Genomic DNA, 17,763 nt, shown 5'->3' with positions numbered 1-17,763 from the left:
CGCTCAAAGGGCCTTTCCGCATTTACTCTCTTATGCCGTGAACCAACTCAATCACGTCACAGTTCGCTTCCGAAACATACCTCGACCAGCGATCCATCAAAATCCGCCGCTTTTCCAACAAGTCAGATCGCGCATAGGCGCGCTCAACATCAGAGCCAACTTGATGTGACAAGCTCAATTCGGCGACTTCGCGTGGCGCGTTCGCTACCTCAGAAGCCCAGTCGCGGAAAGTGGAACGAAAGCCATGTACAGTCACACCCGCAACATTCATTCGGCGCAACAGCATAAGCATCGACATGTTTGACAGCGGCTTGTTTCGTTTCTGACCTTCAAAAACGTAGTCCGAATTCAAAGCGCGAAGTGGCTCCATGATTCCCAGCATTTCATTCGTGAGCGGAACACGATGCTCTTCACCGGTCTTCATCCGTTCAGCAGGACATGTCCAAAGACGCGCCTCAACATCAATCTCTGCCCAACGCAGACCAAGTACCTCACCTGTCCTCGAACCCGTAAGGCAGGTAAACATCAATGCCTTTGCCGCCATCGCATTTCGCCCACGCAAACTAGCATAGAAATCGGGGACATCTTGCCATCGCATAGCCTTGTGGTGCTTCGGCTTTGCTTTGACCTTAGGCAAGGCCTGAGCGTCTTTGATTGCGGTTACGGGGTTTTCACCTGAACGAAAGCCCTTTGATCGCGCTACGTCCAGAACCGTTTTGATGCGTTGGGCGAGACGGCGGGCTGTCTCGTGCTTTTCGGTCCAGATTGGCGCAAGACACATCATCACTTCCGGCTGACCTATGCTGTCAACTGGCATTCGCCCAATCTTGGGGAAAGCATAATCGCGCAGGGTGTTGATCCACTGTTGCCCATGTTTGGCGTTCTTCCATGTAGGCATCCGGTCGATGTGGACCTGTTGCGCTACCTCTTCAAAGGTTGGCACCTCTTGACGTGCATTGAAGCGCGGATTCAGACCTTGCTTGGCCATCCTACGATACTCCAACGCCCGCTCACGCGCTTGGTTGAGCGTCACAACATCAGCACCGCCCAAACCAAAGTCAGTTCTAAGCGGTGCGCCATTTCTATTTTTCTGACCTTTGACCACCACACGCACAATCCATCGCCGCGCTCCCGATGGATCAACCACCAGATACAACCCACCCCCATCGCCATGCCGCCCAGCGCCAAGGTTCTCGACCAGATTCTTTGTCAGCTTACCAGTTAGGGCCATTGAGAATACCACACTCCATACCACTCAAGGAACGAATATAGGGATCATCGAAAGTAACTCAAGGAAAGTGATGCGGCGCGCTATAGCCAAATAAACAATAGAAAAATGCCACCAATGGCGATCCGTCCGAACTCAGATAAATGGTGGGCTGGCGGAGGCTCAGGGATTCGAACCCTGGGGACGCTTTCACGCCCGCCGGTTTTCAAGACCGGTGCATTCGACCACTCTGCCAAACCTCCGCAGCCCGCCCCTCCTACTGGCCCAATCGCGATTCGGCAAATGCACTTTGCACCGATCACAGCATCAAATCGCACCGGCAAACGCGGAGGGGAAAATTGCTTATCTCGGCAGGCTTGTCTTTTCAGGCCTTCCTTCACAGGTTATGCTGTCGACAAGATCCTCGTCAGGGGACAAACAGGCACGCTCAGACAGACGCAAAAGCGTTGCTTTGAGCCAGCAGGCAAGGACAACCACAGATGAGCAGCACCTCGACCAGCACCATGGACGCGACACACCGCCCTTTCCTGCGGGCAAGGCTCTGTGCGCTTGGCCTGGCCACCGCAGCCCTTCTGGCGGGATGTGATGATGCGGGCAACTTCAGCCTGTCGATGCCCAGTTTCGGCGGCGGCAACAGCACCGAAAGCGCCTCAGGCAGTGCCGCCCCCTCCGGCCAGACGGTGGAGCGTGATGTTGAGGCACCGGATGTCTTCAACGTCTCCGATCAGGGGCTTTGGGATGGCCGGCCCTCTCTGGGCGGGGTCTGGGTCGCGCACCCGGATGTGAAAGAGCCTGAGCGGGTGATCATCCGCAACGAAGCAAACGGTAAATTCGTGATCGGCGCTTTGTTCCGGCGCGAGCGTGATCTGCCCGGCCCACGGTTGCAGATCTCTTCTGACGCGGCGGCGTCTCTTGATATCCTTGCTGGTGCACCTGCCCCGTTGAACGTGACGGCCCTGCGCCGGGAAGAGGCGGAAGTGCCTGCTGCCGAAACAGCGCCTGAGGACATCACCACCGTGGCCGGTGTCGATGCCCCGGCTGAGGTGGCTGAAACCACCCTCGACCCCATTGCCTCCGCAGGCGCCGCAATCGAAGCCGCAGAACCAACCACCACCGAAACGGCTGCCGCAGCGCCCGCCCCTGCGCCGAAACCAGCGCCCAAACCCTCCAGTCTGGCCAAACCCTTCATCCAGATTGGCATTTTCAGTGTGGAAGCCAACGCCAACCGCGCCGCCAAACAAATGCAGAGCGCGGGCCTGCTGCCAACCGTCAAACGGTCCGAGATCAACGGCAAGGCTTTCTGGCGCGTTGTCGTCGGTCCCGCCAACACCAAATCCGAGTTGAACACGATCCTCAAAACCATCAAGGGCGAAGGATTTTCCGACGCCTATGCGGTGTCCAGCTGACACACGCCCCTGTGAAAAGGAGCCTGCCCCAGATGATGATGCGCCTGCTTTCTGCCAGCTTTGCGTTGATCCTGCTGGCTGTGCCCGCCTCCGCATTTGAGACCAATGCGACGGCGGCTTACGTGATTGACCAGACCACCGGCACGGTGCTGCTGGCCAAGGACGCCGACACGCCCCTGCCGCCTGCATCCATGTCCAAGCTGATGACGCTCTATATGGCGTTTGAGGCGGTGCAGCGCGGCAAGGCCGCTGGCGGGTTGGATCTGGTGGAGGAACTGCCCGTCTCCAAACACGCGATGTCCTACGGCGGCTCCACCATGTTTCTGGACACCACCGACCGGGTCAAGGTCGAGGACCTCCTGCGCGGGATCATCGTGCTCAGTGGCAATGACGCCTGCGCGGTGATTGCCGAAGCGCTGAGCCCTGACGGCACGGAGTATGGCTTTGCCCGGATGATGACCCAACGCGCGCAACAATTGGGCATGACCAATTCCACCTTCGCCAATTCCAATGGCTGGCCGCAGGCCGGACACCTGATGTCCGTGCGCGATCTGGCATTGATCGCGGGCCGCATCATCTCCGATTATCCGCAATTCTATCCGCTGTTTGCGGAGACTGAATTCCTGTTTGATGGCCGCGCGCCCCAGAACAAGTCCAACCGCAACCCGCTGCTGACGCTTGGCATTGGGGCAGATGGCCTCAAGACCGGGCACACACAAGAGGCGGGCTACGGCCTTGTCGGATCAGCCAAACAGGGCGACCGGCGGGTGATCTTTGTCATCACCGGGCTCGAAACAGCCGCTGCCCGCGCGCAGGAAGCGGAATCGATCGTCAACTGGGCCTTTCGCCAGTTCACCCAGCGGGATCTGGGCCGCGCAGGCAAACAATTGGCAGAAGCGCCCGTCGCCTTGGGGATGGTCCAGAGCGTTGGACTGGAACTGGCCGAAGACCTGTCTGTTCTCGCCCCTGTCACCGGTGACGGCGGCGTAAAGGGAGAGGTCATCTACAAAGGCCCCTTCCACGCCCCCATCACCAAGGGAGAGACACTGGCCGAACTGGTGATCAACCGCGATGAACTGCCCGAAATCCGCGTGCCCCTTGTCGCCTCCGACAGCGTCGCACCCGGTGGTTTCATGGTCAAACTGACCGCCGCAGCCACGCATCTGCTCGCGCGTCTGAACGCAGGACCGCAGGACGCTTCGTGAGCGACAAAGGTCTCTTTATCAGCTTCGAAGGCATTGACGGGTCGGGCAAGTCCACACAGGCCCGGCTGTTGGCCGATCACCTGCGCGACGCGGGCCGCGATGTGGTCCTGACCCGCGAACCCGGTGGTTCACCGGGGGCCGAGGAAATCCGCGCATTGGTCTTGCAGGGCGACCCTGACCGCTGGTCGGCAGAGACGGAGATTTTGCTCTTCACCGCGGCGCGCCGGGATCATCTGGAACGGACCATTCAGCCTGCTTTGAACGCCGGAAAAGTGGTGATCTGCGACCGTTTCGCCGACAGCACCCGCATGTACCAGGGCCTGTCGCGCGGCGATCTGCGCGGCACGGTGGACGCCCTGCATGATCTGATGATCGGGGTGGAGCCTGACCTGACCGTGCTCATCGACATGGACCCCAAGGAAGGGCTGAGCCGCGCCAAGGGCCGCCAGGGCAGCGAAGAACGGTTCGAGGATTTTGGCGAGAGCCTGCAAGCCGCCATGCGCACCGGTTTTCTCAACCTGGCCGAAGAATTCGCTGCCCGCTACGTGACCATCAATGGCGCGCGCGACATCAACGACGTTGCCGCAGACGTATCCGCCGCCGTCATGCCCCACCTGCCCTGACCCGGATCTTCAGCCCGAAGATCGCGCGCACCCCTTCTCAACCGGTGCCCGCAGTCTCAGCCCCAACATGCAACAGCCGTTGCCCGACCACCGCCCTGGCCCCTCTTTTCGGCCAAAAGTATCCCTGCACGCCATCTCCCCAATCACGACGCCCAAGATAGATCACGCAAACGCATTCATCCCCTATCTGCGCATAGGCACCTCATACCCGCGCTCTTCGGGTTCATCATCCACCAGCTCGGTCGGAAATCCCGGCGCCGTAATGCTCAACCCCGTGGCCTCCTCCAGCCGTTCAATCATCCGGTCCGACTGCGCCCGCACCCCATACCGCTCTTGCCCGTCACCCAGCATCTCGATCATCTTGGGTGACAGCTCCAGCGGCACCCCGTGATCATCCGCAAGCTTCTGAAACAGCCCCACATCCTTTTGCACCAGATCAAGCGTGAAATTCACATCCCGCGCGCCTGACAGGATCAGCTGGCTTTCCGTCTCATGCACAAAGGAATTGCCCGAGGAAGCCGCAATCGCCTCATAGGTCACGCCCAGATCCATACCTGCCGCTTTCATCACCGTCAGCGCCTCACACAGGGACAGCAGATTGATCGTCGCCAAGTAGTTGGTCATCACCTTCAACGTCGATGATGTCCCCACCTCCCCCACATGCAGGATCCGCCGCCCCATATGCGTCAGGATCGGCAGGACCCGCTCAAAGGTCGGCCGCGTGCAGCCTGCGTAGATGGATATATTACCCGTATCCGCCCGGTGGCACCCCCCCGACACCGGACAATCCACCGCTTCCCCGCCCGCGGCAATCACCGCTTCGGCGTGGCTCTTGATCTGGTCGGCATCGGTCGTCGACATCTCCATCCAGATCTTGCCGGGACCCACATGGGGCAACATCTCGGCCACCACCGCCGCACAGGCCGCAGGGCTGGGCAGGCAGGTGATCACCGCATCACAGCTTTGCATCAACTCTGCCGCCGATCCGCCCGCCCGCGCGCCGCGTGCTGCGAAATCCGCAACAAAACCAGCGTTCAGATCATAGACGCTCAGATCAACCCCATTGCGCAGCAATGACCCCGCCAGCTTGCCGCCCACATTGCCCAAGCCAATGAACCCAACTCTCATACCGCTCTCCTGTTTCGCGTTTTGCCCATCAGCCCTGCCCGCTTGCGACCTGTCGCGCTTGATTGCGACCCTTTGACAAATCACGGCGGACGCGGCCAGATACGCCCATGAATATCCGCAATGATCCCACCCATCCCGATGATGCCGCCGCAGGCATTGAAGTCACCCCGGAGTTTGAGCGTTTCACCCAACGCAATGACATTTTCACCCGCGCTTTCTGGGACGACAGCATCCGCAGCGCCAAAACCGATGCCTTCTTCGCCTCCTACCGCATGGAGGCCACCCCCCGCCGTGGCGATGGGTTCGGCCAGCGCGACTTTGCCCTGCGCAACGCCAGCTGGCTGATCAGTGATGTGATCACCAACCGGGGCGCCGAGGACGGCAAACGGGAGGGTTTTCAGGCCCCCATCGCCAATGACACCCCCGTGGCCCCCGAACAGGTCCCCGTCGACGATCCGACCGCCATGAGCGCGGAAGTCAAACGCATCGCGCAATTCTTTGGCGCGGATCTCTGCGGCATCACCGATCTCGACACCCGCTGGCTCTACGAATCCCGCGTGGACACCCGCGACCTCTCCGCCGCCCCCAATGATCTACCCGAAGGACTGACCCATGTGATCGTCTTGGGCCATGAAATGGAAGAAGATCTGGTTGCCACCTACCCGTCTGCCCTTGCCGGTGCCGCCACAGGCCGCGAATACAGCCATGAGGCCGCTGTGGTGATGCAACTGGCCGCCTATATCCGCAACCTCGGCTATGAAGCGACAGCTTCGATGAACGACACCGGCCTTGTGATCCCCTTCGCGGTCAAGGCAGGTCTTGGCGAATACGCGCGCAACCAGATGGTGATCACGCCCGAATTCGGACCCCGCCTGCGGTTCTCCAAGATTTTCACCAATCTGCCCCTGACCCATGATGCGCCCAAACCCCAAGGCGTGCGCGCCTTTTGCGACATCTGCACAAAATGCGCCGACGCCTGCCCGGTCAAAGCCCTGCCCTTTGGCCCACCGGAGGTCACCAACGACAGCCCGTCGTCAATCAAAGGCGTGCGCAAATGGACATCGGATGCCGCGAAATGCTTCGGCTTCTGGGCCAAACTCTCCTCTGACTGCGCGATCTGCATGCGGGTCTGCCCCTTCAACCGCGACTTTCGCAAATGGCAGCATCGGATGTGGCTGAAACTGGCCCTGTCGCCTGCCCGCAAGATCGCCCTCTGGATGGACCGCAAACGCGGCGGACGGGTGAAACCCGCGGCATGGTGGGCGCGCCAGGGCTGAGACCTGCGCATGCACGCACAGCCCCCGTTCGCGCGTGGTGCTTGCAGCGCAATACGTTCCGCCCCATCTCAGCGGCACCCCGATTGAAGGAGAACACAGATGTCCCTCAGACCCACACTCGAAACCCGCCGCGCCACCCCCACCATGGAAGGCGCCGGCGTCAAACTGCACCGCGCCTTCGGCTTTCAGGACCCCAGTGAGCTGGACCCGTTCCTGCTGTTTGACGACTTCCGCAACGACCACCCCGAAGATTTTGAGAAAGGCTTCCCCTGGCACCCCCACCGGGGGATTGAGACGATCACCTATGTGCTGGAAGGCACGGTGGATCATGGCGACAGCCTGGGCAACACCGGAACATTGGGCGCAGGCGACGTGCAATGGATGACCGCCGGTTCCGGCATTCTGCATCAGGAGATGCCCGCCGGAAACACCCGTGGCCAGATGCATGGGTTCCAATTGTGGGGCAACCTGCCTGCCGCGCAAAAGATGTGCGCGCCGCGTTACCAGGACGTGACCAGCGCCGACATTCCCGTGGTCACCGATGACGACGGCACCCGCGTGAAAGTCATCACAGGGGAATTCTGGGGCAAGACAGGCCCGGTCGATGGCATTGCCGCCGATCCGCAATACCTCGACATCTTCGTGCCCGCTGGCCTGAAAAAGACCTTCCGCATCGACACCTACCGCCGCGCCTTTGCCTATGTCTTTGAGGGTGCCGGCGCCTTCGCCGATGCCTCCGACCCCACCGGTGTCCTGCTGGAAAAGGAAGTCGCGGGCGAAGAACTCAACATCCGCGACCTGTCAGGCGACCGCACGCTGATCCGTTTCGGCACCGGGGATGAAGTAACCGTTCAGGCAGGCGAGGGCGGCATCCGCTTCCTGCTGATCTCCGGCGCGCCCATCGAGGAACCCGTCGCCTGGCACGGGCCCATCGTGATGAACACCCAGGCCGAACTGCAACAGGCCTTTGCCGACCTGCGCAACGGCCAGTTCATCAAACCCGCGCATTGAGACACAAGACGGTGATTCTCTTCGGGGTCAAGGATGCGGCACGCACCGCGCTTGCGCGGCTTGTCCTTGAGGCCGAAGAGAATCGCCACCCACCCTCGCACAGGTGACTTGAGGATCATCCTGATCCCTCAAGCACCTCTCAGCAAAACGGGCCACCATCCTCACAACACCCACCGGCAAATGACAGATGGGCTCACCCCCGCCCCAAACACCCGGAATGGAAATCGCGCTTTAGCGCGGCAATTCACCTGCACCCACAGCATTGCGCACCATATCCCAATACTGCGCAACCACCTCATCCAGCGACAGCCGCCCGCCCGCGCGGAACCAGGTGTTCACCCCGGTCAGCATCGCGATGATCGCCAGCGCCACGATCTTGGTATCGTGAATGCGAAACAGACCCGCCGCCCTGCCCGCCTGCAGGATATGCTCCAGCCGATCCTCATAGCTCCGGCGCAGCGCCTCGATCCGGGCGAAATTCTCATCCGACAGATTGCGCAATTCCATATAGGCGATGAACACCTCATCGGGACGCCCGGCATGGTATTGCAGGTGAAAGGTCACAAAAGCCTTGAGCGCCTCCAGCGGTTCCTGCCCATCCCCCTGGGGCATCTGGGCCAGCAGCACATCCATATGGCCTTGCATCAGATCAAAGAGCAGCGTCTGCTTGTCCGGCGTATAATTATAGAGCGCCCCCGCCTGCACGCCGACTTCCGCTGCAATCGCGCGCATCGACACCGCCGCATAGCCGTCTTGCGCAAAAAGCTTGAGCGCCGCCGCCCGCACCCGCGGGCCGGTAATGTCTGAATGGGATCCCGTTGTTCGTGCCATGTCACAGTGGTTAATGAACAATTGTTCAAAAGCAAAGCCCGCTTGCGCGAAACCAGATCGTGGTGCAGGAAGGGAGCATGATGCGGCTTGCCCTTTCAGCCCTTGCGCTCTGCGCACTCACCGCCTGCACCCAGTTCCCCGAACTGGACCAGACAGTATCGCCTGATCTGGAAAACGCGGATTTTCCTGCCCTCATACCGCTTGACCCGATCCTCGCAGGCACCCGCACCGCAACGCGCGACAACACCCAGACACAAGCCGTGCTGGAAGCCCGCGTTGCCAATCTGCGCGCCCGTGCCGCGCAGATCAGGGGATCGGTGCTGACAGGCCGCGAACGCCAGCGGCTGGCCGAAGGCCTGCAATAACCGCACCGCCGGTTCCTGACACAGTGTTTCCACGTCAAAGCTGCGTTGCGCAAACGGGCCGAACCCGCTACATCGCGGCGCAACACCTCAGGTCAAAAGGAAGATGCCATGACACCGACGAATACCGGCCCGCTGCGCCTTGGAATTGCCGGTCTGGGCACCGTGGGTGTGGGCGTGGTGCGCATCATCCGCCAGCAAGCCGCCCTGTTGAGCGCGCGCACAGGGCGGGAGATCACCATCTCCGCGGTCTCTGCCCGCTCCAGAGGCCGCGACCGGGGGGTGAACATCGACAGTTACGCCTGGGAAGACGATCCTGTGGCGCTCGCCACCCGCGACGATGTGGATGTCTTTGTCGAATTGATGGGCGGTGAAGACGGCCCCGCCAAAGCCGCGACCGAAGCCGCGATTGCCGCTGGCAAAGCCGTGATCACCGCCAACAAGGCGATGCTCGCCATCCACGGCCAAGCGCTGGCCGAAGCGGCGGAGGCCAAAGGCATCCCGCTGCGGTTTGAAGCGGCGGTTGCGGGCGGTATCCCGGTGATCAAGACCCTCATGGAGGGGCTGGCAGGCAATGAAATCACCCGCGTGATGGGCGTGATGAACGGTTCGTGCAACTACATCCTCACCCGGATGGAGAACGCCGGCGCCACCTATCAGGAGATTTTCGCCGAAGCCGATGGTTTGGGATACCTCGAAGCGGATCCACAGTTGGACGTGGGCGGCATTGATGCGGCGCATAAACTCGCGCTGATCAGTTCGATCGCTTTCGGCACGAAGGTGGATTTCGACGGGATCGACCTTGAAGGGATTGAACATATCACCATTGAGGACATCCGCGCCGCCGCCGACATGGGCTACAAGATCAAACTGCTGGGCGTCACCCAGATGACCGGCCGCGGGCTGGAGCAGCGCATGCAGCCCTGCCTTGTGCCGCAGACCTCCCCACTCGGCCAGCTTGAGGGTGGCACCAACATGGTCGTGCTCGAAGGCGATGCTGTGGGTCAGATCGTGCTGCGCGGTGCCGGTGCGGGCGAAGGCCCCACGGCCAGTGCCGTGATGGCCGATGTCTGCGACATCGCGCGCGGTTTGAATGGCCCGGTCTTCGGCCAGCCCGCCACCACGTTGAAAACGTCCAAAGCGGCGCAGTCGCAATTGCCCGCGCCCTATTACCTCCGCATGGCGCTGGTCGACAAACCCGGCGCATTGGCCAAGATCGCCACCGTGCTGGGTGAAGCAGGCGTCAGCATCAACCGCATGCGCCAGTATGAACATGCCGATGCCTCGGCCCCGGTGCTGATCGTGACGCATAAAACCACGCAGGCTGCCCTGACCACCGCATTGGCCGCGATGGACAGCACCGGCGTCATGGCAGGCGCGCCCGTTGCACTGCGCATCGAAGAGGTCTGACCCCACCGATGGACTGGCACGCGCCCGTTGACATCTATTGCGAACGCACCGACCCGTCGTTCTGGGCCGAGCCGCTGAACGCCGTCTCCAACCTGTCCTTTATCCTTGCAGCCCTTTGGGCGGGGGTGGAGGCGCGGCGACGCGCGCTCTACTGGCCGTCGATCTGGCTGCTGATCTGCCTTGCCGCGATGATCGGGATTGGATCGTTCCTGTTTCACACCCATGCGACCCGGTGGGCTGCCTTGACCGATGTTGTGCCGATCTGGCTCTTTGTGCTGTGCTACGCGCTGATCTCCATCGCGCATCTGGGCGGCGTTGCGCCCCGGCGCATTGCGGCTGGGCTCGCGGGGCTCATCGCTTTGGGTGTCGCGTTGTGGCTCATCTGGCCTGCCGCGGATCCCGCCGCGTCCGCACCTGCCGACAGCCCCAGCCGTTTCAACGGGTCAGAGCAATATCTGCCAGCCGTCATCGCCATGCTGATCTGGAGCGCGGTTGCCCTGTGGATGCGCCACCGGGTGCGCTGGTGGTTTGTTGCGGCAACCGCAACCTTTATTCTGTCGCTCACCCTACGCACCACTGACATGGCGCTCTGCGATGTCTGGCCCTATGGTACGCATCTGTTTTGGCATCTGCTGAATGGGACCATGATTGCCCTGCTGTTGCAGGCACTGATTAGAAATACCAACAAGGAAGTTGAACCATGACTGCCACCGCTGATTTTCAGGATCGTATGTTGTCGCTGGGCCTTGCCCGTGTGTCGGAGGCGGCAGCACTCGCCTCTGCCCGGCTGGTGGGGCACGGCGATGAGAAAGCCGCAGATCAGGTCGCGGTCAACGCCATGCGCGAGCAGCTCAACATGCTGGACATTGCAGGCGTGGTGGTGATTGGCGAAGGCGAACGGGACGAAGCGCCGATGCTGTTCATTGGCGAAGAGGTCGGCACCGGCAACGGGCCGGGCGTGGACATCGCACTGGACCCGCTTGAAGGCACCACGCTCACCGCCAAGGACATGCCCAATGCGCTCACGGTGATTGCAATGGGCCCACGCGGCTCCATGTTGCATGCGCCGGATGTCTACATGGACAAGCTGGCGATTGGTCCGGGGTTTGAAGCTGATGTGGTGACGCTGGACATGTCCCCCGGCGAACGGGTGACCGCGCTGGCCAAGGCGCGCGGCTGTGCGCCTGCGGACATCACGGTCTGTATTCTGGAACGCCCCCGCCATGAGGCGATGATTGCGGAAGTGCGCGCGACGGGCGCTGCCATCCGCCTGATCACCGATGGCGATGTGGCAGGCGTCATGCACTGCGCGGAACCCGGTACCGGCATCGACATGTATATGGGCGAAGGCGGCGCACCCGAAGGCGTGCTGGCGGCAGCAGCGCTCAAGTGCATGGGCGGGCAGATGTACGGGCGGCTCCTGTTCCGTAACGACGATGAGAAGAGCCGTGCGCGCAAAGCGGGTATTGAGGATCTCAACCGGATCTATTCCCGCGATGAAATGGTCACTGAGGATGTGATCTTTGCCGCCACCGGTGTGACCGGCGGCACGCTATTGCCCGGTGTGCAGCGCGAACCCGGCTGGATGACGACAGAGACGCTGATCATGCGGTCCAAGACGGGGTCCGTGCGGCGGATCAACTACCGCACCCCGGTCGATTCCGAGTAACGACAGCGCAGGCTGCGGGGACGGGACGCGCCGCGGGGGTTTTTTGAACCATTTGGAAGGGGCGGGATGTGAGCTTTCTCAATGTCGAGGCATCCTTGACCGGGCGGCGCTGGGTTGGTCCCGGTGTTGACGTGGCGCGCGCCACAGAGGTCCTGGTGCAGCGCGCTGGCCTGCCGCAACCGGTATGTCAGATCCTGGCGCGGCGTGGCGTGACAGCGCAGGAGGCAGAGGGGTTTCTGGCCCCTGCCCTGCGGGATCTCCTGCCTGATCCACGATCCCTCAAAGACATGGCAGCGGCAGCGGCGCGGTTTCTGGCGGCCTGGAAGGCGCGTCAGAAGATTGCAGTCTTTGCGGATTATGATGTGGATGGCGGGTCTTCTGCCGCATTGTTGCTCACGTGGTTGCGCGACATGGGGCATGGGGCGACGCTCTATGTGCCGGACCGGATTGATGAGGGCTATGGGCCCAACGATGAAGCGATGGCCGCATTGGCGCGGGATCATGATCTGATCATCTGCGTGGATTGCGGGACGCTGTCGCATGGGCCGGTTGCAGCAGCCGTGGGGGCGGATGTGGTGGTGCTGGACCATCACCTTGGCGGGGAAACGCTGCCTGATGCCCTCGCGGTGGTGAACCCCAACCGTCAGGATGAAGATGGCGCCTCTGCGCATCTTTGCGCCGCTGCGGTGGTGTTTCTGATGCTGGTGGAAGCCGGACGGCAGTTGCGCGAGGCGGGCAGCACGGGGCCGGACCTGATGGCAATGCTGGATCTGGTGGCCCTCGCCACAGTCGCGGATGTGGCCCCCCTGACCGGGGTGAACCGCGCCTTTGTGCGGCAAGGGCTGAAGGTGATGGCCCGGCGCGCCCGCGCGGGGCTGACGGCACTGGCAGATGTGGCGCGGTTGGAGACAGCGCCAACCGCCTATCATCTAGGATATGTTCTCGGGCCGCGCATCAATGCGGGCGGACGGATTGGCCAGGCCGATCTGGGTGCGCGGCTGTTATCAACCGCAGATCCCCATGAGGCCGCAGCGCTGGCAGAGCGGCTTGATACACTCAACACCGAACGGCGGGAGGTTGAAGCCAGCGTGCGCGCTTCCGCCATGGCACAGGCCGAAGAGCGCGGCTTTGACACGCCATTGGCATGGGCCGCTGGCCCCGGTTGGCATCCGGGTGTTGTGGGGATCGTTGCGTCGCGGCTCAAAGAAGCCTCGAACCGGCCCTCCATCGTGATCGGATTGGAAAACGGCATCGGCAAGGGGTCGGGCCGGTCCGTGAGCGGCATTGATCTGGGCGCGCCCATTCAACGGCTTGCCGCAGAGGGGCTGTTGATCAAGGGCGGCGGACACAAGATGGCCGCCGGGCTGACCGTGGCAGAGGACAAGCTGGACGCGGCGATGGCGCGGCTTGAGGAGCTGCTGGAGAAACAGGGCGCGCATCTGGCAGGGCCTTCAGATCTGCAGGTGACAGGTGTGTTGATGCCCGGTGCCGCAACGGTAGAACTGACAGAGCAGATCGAACACGCAGGCCCCTTCGGTGCCGCAGCCCCTGCCCCGCGATTTGTGTTTGCCGACATGCAGATCAGCTTTGCCAAGCGTGTGGGCGAAAACCACCTCAAGGTCAGTTTCGGCGACGGGCTGGGCGCGCGGATGGATGCGATTGCTTTTGGCGCCTATGACACCGCCCTTGGTCCCGCCCTTGAGCAGCATGGCGGTGCGCGGTTCCATCTGGCCGGGCGGCTAGACCTGAATGACTGGCAAGGCCGGCGCCGGGTTCAGCTGCGGTTGGAAGATGCAGCACCCGCCTAGAACGACCTGATGCGCTTTTTGGCAAAGGGGCTGCAATTTTCACTTGCGCCCCATGGTGCGATTGCCTAATGAACCGCTCACGACCTTAGTGTCCCGTTCGTCTATCGGTTAGGACGCCAGGTTTTCAACCTGGAAAGAGGGGTTCGATTCCCCTACGGGATGCCATTTTCCATTTTCATTGATGAAAGCTGCCGCCCACCGGAAATCGGTGGCATCGGCTTGTTTTTCAACAATGTACGGCCCATGCAGCGATTGTTTCGCAATCGTGGTCAATAAACACCCATTTCCAGAAACAATCCCAAGGCAATTCTGACATTGGATCAGAGGTCCAGGAAACAGAGTGTTTCGCATAAATAAGGCGAAAAATGGCCGAAAACTGGTATGGTGTGAACACAATCCACGACATGCCAAGGGCTTCTCCTGCAGCCTGCGGCGGAAATAGGGTTAAATTGTGACGAATTGATTGGTATAAGGGGTGCCGTGGGTTTCGTTTGGGGGTCGCAGCCTTGGGTATTGGCCAAGGCTGCGGGTCTCATTGCGCGGCGTATGTGAGTGACCGGACCGGCGATTTCAAGCCGGGATGGTGCGTTAAATGTAAAGTGACCCTTGGGGGGTTGTGATGAAGAAATTTTCAACGAATAGGCCGGGTTACGGTCTGTTCGATTTGCCTGTAGCCAGTGATACACTGAAAGCTGCCGTACCCTACGAAGATCTGTCTGGCACAGGTCCGGAAGCGCGGGAATACGTATGGGAAGCCGCACGGGCAGAGCGGGAATCGCCGTTCCGGCTATACCGCGATGCAGGCAAGCGCCTGATGGACATGACACTTGTCCTCCTGAGCCTGCCCATCGCCCTGCCCCTGATCGGGCTATGTGCGCTGGCGCTCTATCTGGAAGGGGGATCACCATTCTACACGCAAGACCGGCTCGGCCGTCGCGGACGCCGCTTCTCCATCCTGAAGCTCCGCACGATGGTCAGGAACGCCGATGAAGTTCTGGAAAACTACCTCGCGTCTGATCCCAAGCTCCGCACAGAGTGGGATCATCTGCAAAAACTGCGGGTCGATCCACGGGTCACGCGCATTGGCCGCATCCTGCGCGCAACTTCCCTTGATGAACTGCCACAGCTTTTCAACGTTCTGCGCGGCGATATGAGCATTGTCGGTCCCCGCCCCATGATGCCCGATCAACTGCCGATGTATGGCGATCCGGTATCCTACTTTGCATTGCGTCCCGGCATCACCGGCCTCTGGCAGGTGTCCGCCCGCAACAGCAACGGATTTTCCCACCGCAACGAAGTAGATGCGACGTACAACACCACGTTGAGCCTTGGCACCGATGTAAAGGTCCTGGTCAAAACCGTTGGTGTGGTATTGCGCCGCACAGGCTGCTGATCGCGTGACGGCGCTGTCGGACCGCCGCATAATTGCACATAAACGCCGTCGCTGCTGAAAGGAGGACGCAATGAGAGATACATATCAGAACAGCGACCTCGACGCAGGTCTGGACGCGGGACAGCACCTCAAGTCGCTGATCCTCGGCCACAGCATCCGCCCCCGCAGCACGGTCCTGGCGCGCGCCAAGCAGCGTGGCCTGACCCACGATGCGGCCCTCGTCGACAAGCAGATGCTCAGCGTCGATTTGCGGACCCCGCGCTGGCAGGACCTGTCGCTTGCCCTGCCCGGCCCCAAAAGCCGGTCAGCCTCGGCGATGCAGAAATCACTGGCCAAGGCAGACCGGGATCCGACGACCCGGCGCGCGTTTGACCAACTGCGCACCCGTCTGCGCCAGACGACGCTGAAGCACGGCTGGACCAATATCGGTGTGATGGCGCCCACCTCCGGGTGCGGCACGACCTTCACGGCTGTGAACCTCGCGCTCAGCCTTGCGCGGGTTCCCGGCTCACGCACCCTGCTGATGGACATGAACATGCGCAGCCCTGCGTTGGGGGATGCCTTCGATGTGGCCGTCGACGGGCCGATCGCCGGTTTCCTCAGCGGTCAGACCTCCATCGGCGCACATCTTGTGCGGCCCAGCGAAACGCTGGCGCTGGGGCTGAACGACGAAGTCGAAGACAACCCCGCCGAGATCCTTCAGGATGCAGCAACCGCGACCACGCTGGAACGGATGCGGGCGGCGATCCGGCCTGAGATGGTGCTCTATGACCTGCCGGGCATGTTGACCTATGATGATGCCACGGCCTTTCTGCCGCAATTGGATGCGGTACTGCTGGTATCTGATGGAACACAGACCATGGGGCGTGAGCTGAAGGAATGTGAGCGTTTGATCGACGGCAAGGCCCCGTTGCTGGGTGTTGTCCTGAACCGGGCGCGGGCCAATTCCATCACGCGGTACAGCTGAACGTCGGCTGCCGCATGCGGCCCCTGTCCGCTTGCCCGTGATCGCCCTATAATTGCCCGATTACTCTGTTTAATGACCAGCCTGAACGCGCGGCCTGCCCGCAACCTGACCTGTGTGAGAAAGACCTGAACGATGGGTACGATCTATTCCCTCGCTGATTTTGTCGACATGCTACGCCGTCGCGCATGGATGATCAGCATGATCACCATGCTGGGCTGTCTGGCGTCGGTGCTTTGGGCGCTGAGTACGCCGCATCTGTACAGCGCGTCCGAAGTCATCCAGATCGAACAGCCCAAGATTGACGATGAACTCGCCCCCAGCACGGTTGCGGGGTCTTCCGCACGCCGTTTGCAACTGATTGAACAGCAGTTGATGGCCCGCAACAGCCTACAGGAGATCATTGAGAAATACGACCTCTATGCAGATGCCGCTGATCTTGCCATGTGGGAAAAGGTCGATGTGCTGCGGCGGTCCGTCTTTATCAATGGGGTCGCTGCGGTGCGCGAAGGCTTTGCAGATGACGGCACAATTGCAGTGCTGACCATCAGCGCAGAGATGGAGACGCCCGAGCTTGCGCAGGCCGTCGCCCACGAATTTGCCGACCGCACCCGGTCCCTGTCAAGCGACCGCCGCAAGGAACAGGCCCGCGAAACGCTGGAGTTCTTTCAGCGGCAGGAAGACAACCTGATCCGCGACATCGCTGCACTTGAGGAAGAACTGACGGCATTTCGGGGCGAGAATGACCTCTCCATCGCAGGCAGCCTTGAGTTTCGCCGCGAAGAAATCGGCAGCCTGAACGCTTCTCTCCTGACGATTGACCGGGAGATCATCGACGTGGAACTGGCGCTCAGCCGGATTGACCGGTCCAACCGCGCGCCGACCGTCCAGCGCCAGCAAGCAGATCTGGAGACAGAGCTGACCAGCCTGCAAACCCAGCGTCGATTGCTGGATGAACGCCGCAACACACTGGCCGACAGCCTGAAGACGACACCCGAAGTTGAACGTGCGCTGGCCAATTATGACCGTCGGCTGGATCAGTTGCAGGGGCAGCTTGATGTGATTTCGACCCGCCGCAATGAAGCCGAAGTGGGCTTTACGCTGGAATCAGCTGCGCGCGGTGAGCGTCTGATCACCCTCGAAGAAGCGCAGATCCCCGACTATCCCGTCACCGCCAGTCGCAAGCGTCTTGCTGCGATGGGGGGTGTTGCTTCGGTCGGCATTGCGCTGATCCTGGCTTTTCTTCTGGACCTGCGCCGCCCCATCATCCGCACCGCGCGGCAGATGGAGCGGGAAACAGGTCTGATGCCTGTCGCCTCCGTCCCGCAGGCACCGGGCACAAACGCCCGGCGTGACAAATCCGTGGCACGCAAGCGGCGCCGGGATGCAGGCAAACGCGGCCGTGCTGCGCGCATGGCGCGCAAAGCAGAGATTGGCAAAGCCTGATC

General features: G+C 61.5%; 16 protein-coding genes and 2 tRNA genes. 14 read left to right on the top strand and 4 right to left on the bottom strand.

All coding sequences use genetic code 11. The annotated features are described in order from the left end of the window. Positions 1 to 22: 22 nt before the first annotated feature. Positions 23 to 1,231 carry a site-specific integrase gene (locus Q1A91_RS17065; RefSeq protein WP_299880174.1) on the bottom strand — a complete coding sequence of 403 codons (1,209 nt, stop codon included), beginning with the start codon at positions 1,229 to 1,231 and terminating at the stop codon, positions 23 to 25. A 149-nt stretch (positions 1,232 to 1,380) separates the two neighbouring features. Further along, positions 1,381 to 1,470 (bottom strand) — tRNA-Ser (locus tag Q1A91_RS17060). A 237-nt stretch (positions 1,471 to 1,707) separates the two neighbouring features. On the opposite strand from Q1A91_RS17060, the gene Q1A91_RS17055 reads away from it, so the two are divergent. From Q1A91_RS17055 to tmk, 3 genes are read left to right on the top strand one after another with little or no spacing between them, the layout of a single operon-like run. Further along, positions 1,708 to 2,634, top strand: coding sequence for an SPOR domain-containing protein (locus tag Q1A91_RS17055; protein ID WP_299880171.1), 927 nt, complete (start codon positions 1,708 to 1,710; stop codon positions 2,632 to 2,634). Positions 2,635 to 2,669: 35 nt separating this feature from the next. Continuing rightward, positions 2,670 to 3,839, top strand: coding sequence for a D-alanyl-D-alanine carboxypeptidase family protein (locus tag Q1A91_RS17050; RefSeq protein ID WP_299880556.1), 1,170 nt, complete (start codon positions 2,670 to 2,672; stop codon positions 3,837 to 3,839). Further along, positions 3,836 to 4,462 (top strand): dTMP kinase, encoded by a 627-nt coding sequence (tmk, locus tag Q1A91_RS17045; RefSeq protein WP_299880168.1) that lies wholly within the window; start codon positions 3,836 to 3,838, stop codon positions 4,460 to 4,462. The genes Q1A91_RS17050 and tmk overlap by 4 nt, the downstream gene beginning before the upstream one ends. A gap of 183 nt (positions 4,463 to 4,645) precedes the next feature. On the opposite strand, the gene Q1A91_RS17040 is transcribed toward tmk, so the two are convergent. Further along, positions 4,646 to 5,653 (bottom strand): NAD(P)-dependent oxidoreductase, encoded by a 1,008-nt coding sequence (locus Q1A91_RS17040; RefSeq protein ID WP_299880553.1) that lies wholly within the window; start codon positions 5,651 to 5,653, stop codon positions 4,646 to 4,648. Between the two features lie 44 nt (positions 5,654 to 5,697). Here Q1A91_RS17040 and Q1A91_RS17035 point away from each other — a divergent pair, with 44 nt between their 5' ends. Both Q1A91_RS17035 and Q1A91_RS17030 read left to right on the top strand, forming a co-directional pair. Next, complete coding sequence (locus Q1A91_RS17035; protein WP_299880165.1) at positions 5,698 to 6,867, top strand: reductive dehalogenase; 1,170 nt, start codon at positions 5,698 to 5,700, stop codon at positions 6,865 to 6,867. A gap of 99 nt (positions 6,868 to 6,966) precedes the next feature. Continuing rightward, on the top strand, positions 6,967 to 7,878 hold the full coding sequence (locus tag Q1A91_RS17030; RefSeq protein ID WP_299880162.1) for a pirin family protein: 912 nt from the start codon (positions 6,967 to 6,969) through the stop codon (positions 7,876 to 7,878). Positions 7,879 to 8,109: 231 nt separating this feature from the next. Here Q1A91_RS17030 and Q1A91_RS17025 read toward each other — a convergent pair whose 3' ends face one another. Then, positions 8,110 to 8,709, bottom strand: a complete 600-nt coding sequence (locus tag Q1A91_RS17025) for a TetR/AcrR family transcriptional regulator (RefSeq protein ID WP_299880159.1) — start codon at positions 8,707 to 8,709, stop codon at positions 8,110 to 8,112. 77 nt (positions 8,710 to 8,786) lie between these two features. Between Q1A91_RS17025 and Q1A91_RS17020 the strand changes: the two genes are divergently transcribed. The 9 genes from Q1A91_RS17020 to Q1A91_RS16980 all read left to right on the top strand — a co-directional run bounded on the left by Q1A91_RS17020 (position 8,787) and on the right by Q1A91_RS16980 (position 17,761). Next, complete coding sequence (locus Q1A91_RS17020; protein WP_299880157.1) at positions 8,787 to 9,074, top strand: hypothetical protein; 288 nt, start codon at positions 8,787 to 8,789, stop codon at positions 9,072 to 9,074. A 108-nt stretch (positions 9,075 to 9,182) separates the two neighbouring features. Continuing rightward, positions 9,183 to 10,481 (top strand): homoserine dehydrogenase, encoded by a 1,299-nt coding sequence (locus Q1A91_RS17015; protein WP_299880155.1) that lies wholly within the window; start codon positions 9,183 to 9,185, stop codon positions 10,479 to 10,481. An 8-nt stretch (positions 10,482 to 10,489) separates the two neighbouring features. Beyond that, positions 10,490 to 11,185: a ceramidase domain-containing protein gene (locus Q1A91_RS17010; RefSeq protein WP_299880153.1), complete on the top strand. Its 696-nt coding sequence runs from the start codon at positions 10,490 to 10,492 to the stop codon at positions 11,183 to 11,185. Beyond that, positions 11,182 to 12,150, top strand: coding sequence for a class II fructose-bisphosphatase (gene glpX, locus Q1A91_RS17005; RefSeq protein ID WP_299880151.1), 969 nt, complete (start codon positions 11,182 to 11,184; stop codon positions 12,148 to 12,150). The genes Q1A91_RS17010 and glpX overlap by 4 nt, the downstream gene beginning before the upstream one ends. Before the next feature lie 68 nt (positions 12,151 to 12,218). Continuing rightward, positions 12,219 to 13,958 (top strand): single-stranded-DNA-specific exonuclease RecJ, encoded by a 1,740-nt coding sequence (gene recJ / locus Q1A91_RS17000; RefSeq protein ID WP_299880149.1) that lies wholly within the window; start codon positions 12,219 to 12,221, stop codon positions 13,956 to 13,958. Between the two features lie 90 nt (positions 13,959 to 14,048). Continuing rightward, positions 14,049 to 14,123 (top strand) — tRNA-Glu (locus Q1A91_RS16995). A gap of 454 nt (positions 14,124 to 14,577) precedes the next feature. Further along, complete coding sequence (locus Q1A91_RS16990) at positions 14,578 to 15,351, top strand: sugar transferase (RefSeq protein WP_299880147.1); 774 nt, start codon at positions 14,578 to 14,580, stop codon at positions 15,349 to 15,351. A gap of 70 nt (positions 15,352 to 15,421) precedes the next feature. Then, positions 15,422 to 16,318 carry a CpsD/CapB family tyrosine-protein kinase gene (locus Q1A91_RS16985; RefSeq protein ID WP_299880145.1) on the top strand — a complete coding sequence of 299 codons (897 nt, stop codon included), beginning with the start codon at positions 15,422 to 15,424 and terminating at the stop codon, positions 16,316 to 16,318. Between the two features lie 132 nt (positions 16,319 to 16,450). Then, the gene (locus Q1A91_RS16980; protein WP_299880143.1) at positions 16,451 to 17,761 is read left to right on the top strand and encodes a DUF874 domain-containing protein; all 1,311 of its coding nucleotides are present in this window, start codon (positions 16,451 to 16,453) and stop codon (positions 17,759 to 17,761) included. The last annotated feature ends 2 nt before the right edge of the window (positions 17,762 to 17,763 follow it).

It is taken from the genome of uncultured Sulfitobacter sp., assembly GCF_947500075.1.
Classification (GTDB): domain Bacteria; phylum Pseudomonadota; class Alphaproteobacteria; order Rhodobacterales; family Rhodobacteraceae; genus Sulfitobacter.
The sequence above is the reverse complement of the archived record's forward strand: the minus strand, read 5'-3'. Positions and strand labels throughout refer to the sequence as shown.

Coding starts and splice junctions, on each gene's coding strand:
- Q1A91_RS17065 (WP_299880174.1), bottom strand. CDS start 1,231: ATGGCCCTAACTGGTAAGCTGACAAAGAATCTGGTCGAGAACCTTGGC.
- Q1A91_RS17055 (WP_299880171.1), top strand. CDS start 1,708: ATGAGCAGCACCTCGACCAGCACCATGGACGCGACACACCGCCCTTTC.
- Q1A91_RS17050 (WP_299880556.1), top strand. CDS start 2,670: ATGATGCGCCTGCTTTCTGCCAGCTTTGCGTTGATCCTGCTGGCTGTG.
- Q1A91_RS17035 (WP_299880165.1), top strand. CDS start 5,698: ATGAATATCCGCAATGATCCCACCCATCCCGATGATGCCGCCGCAGGC.
- Q1A91_RS17030 (WP_299880162.1), top strand. CDS start 6,967: ATGTCCCTCAGACCCACACTCGAAACCCGCCGCGCCACCCCCACCATG.
- Q1A91_RS17025 (WP_299880159.1), bottom strand. CDS start 8,709: ATGGCACGAACAACGGGATCCCATTCAGACATTACCGGCCCGCGGGTG.
- Q1A91_RS17020 (WP_299880157.1), top strand. CDS start 8,787: ATGATGCGGCTTGCCCTTTCAGCCCTTGCGCTCTGCGCACTCACCGCC.
- Q1A91_RS17015 (WP_299880155.1), top strand. CDS start 9,183: ATGACACCGACGAATACCGGCCCGCTGCGCCTTGGAATTGCCGGTCTG.
- Q1A91_RS17010 (WP_299880153.1), top strand. CDS start 10,490: ATGGACTGGCACGCGCCCGTTGACATCTATTGCGAACGCACCGACCCG.
- glpX (WP_299880151.1), top strand. CDS start 11,182: ATGACTGCCACCGCTGATTTTCAGGATCGTATGTTGTCGCTGGGCCTT.
- Q1A91_RS16990 (WP_299880147.1), top strand. CDS start 14,578: ATGAAGAAATTTTCAACGAATAGGCCGGGTTACGGTCTGTTCGATTTG.
- Q1A91_RS16985 (WP_299880145.1), top strand. CDS start 15,422: ATGAGAGATACATATCAGAACAGCGACCTCGACGCAGGTCTGGACGCG.
- Q1A91_RS16980 (WP_299880143.1), top strand. CDS start 16,451: ATGGGTACGATCTATTCCCTCGCTGATTTTGTCGACATGCTACGCCGT.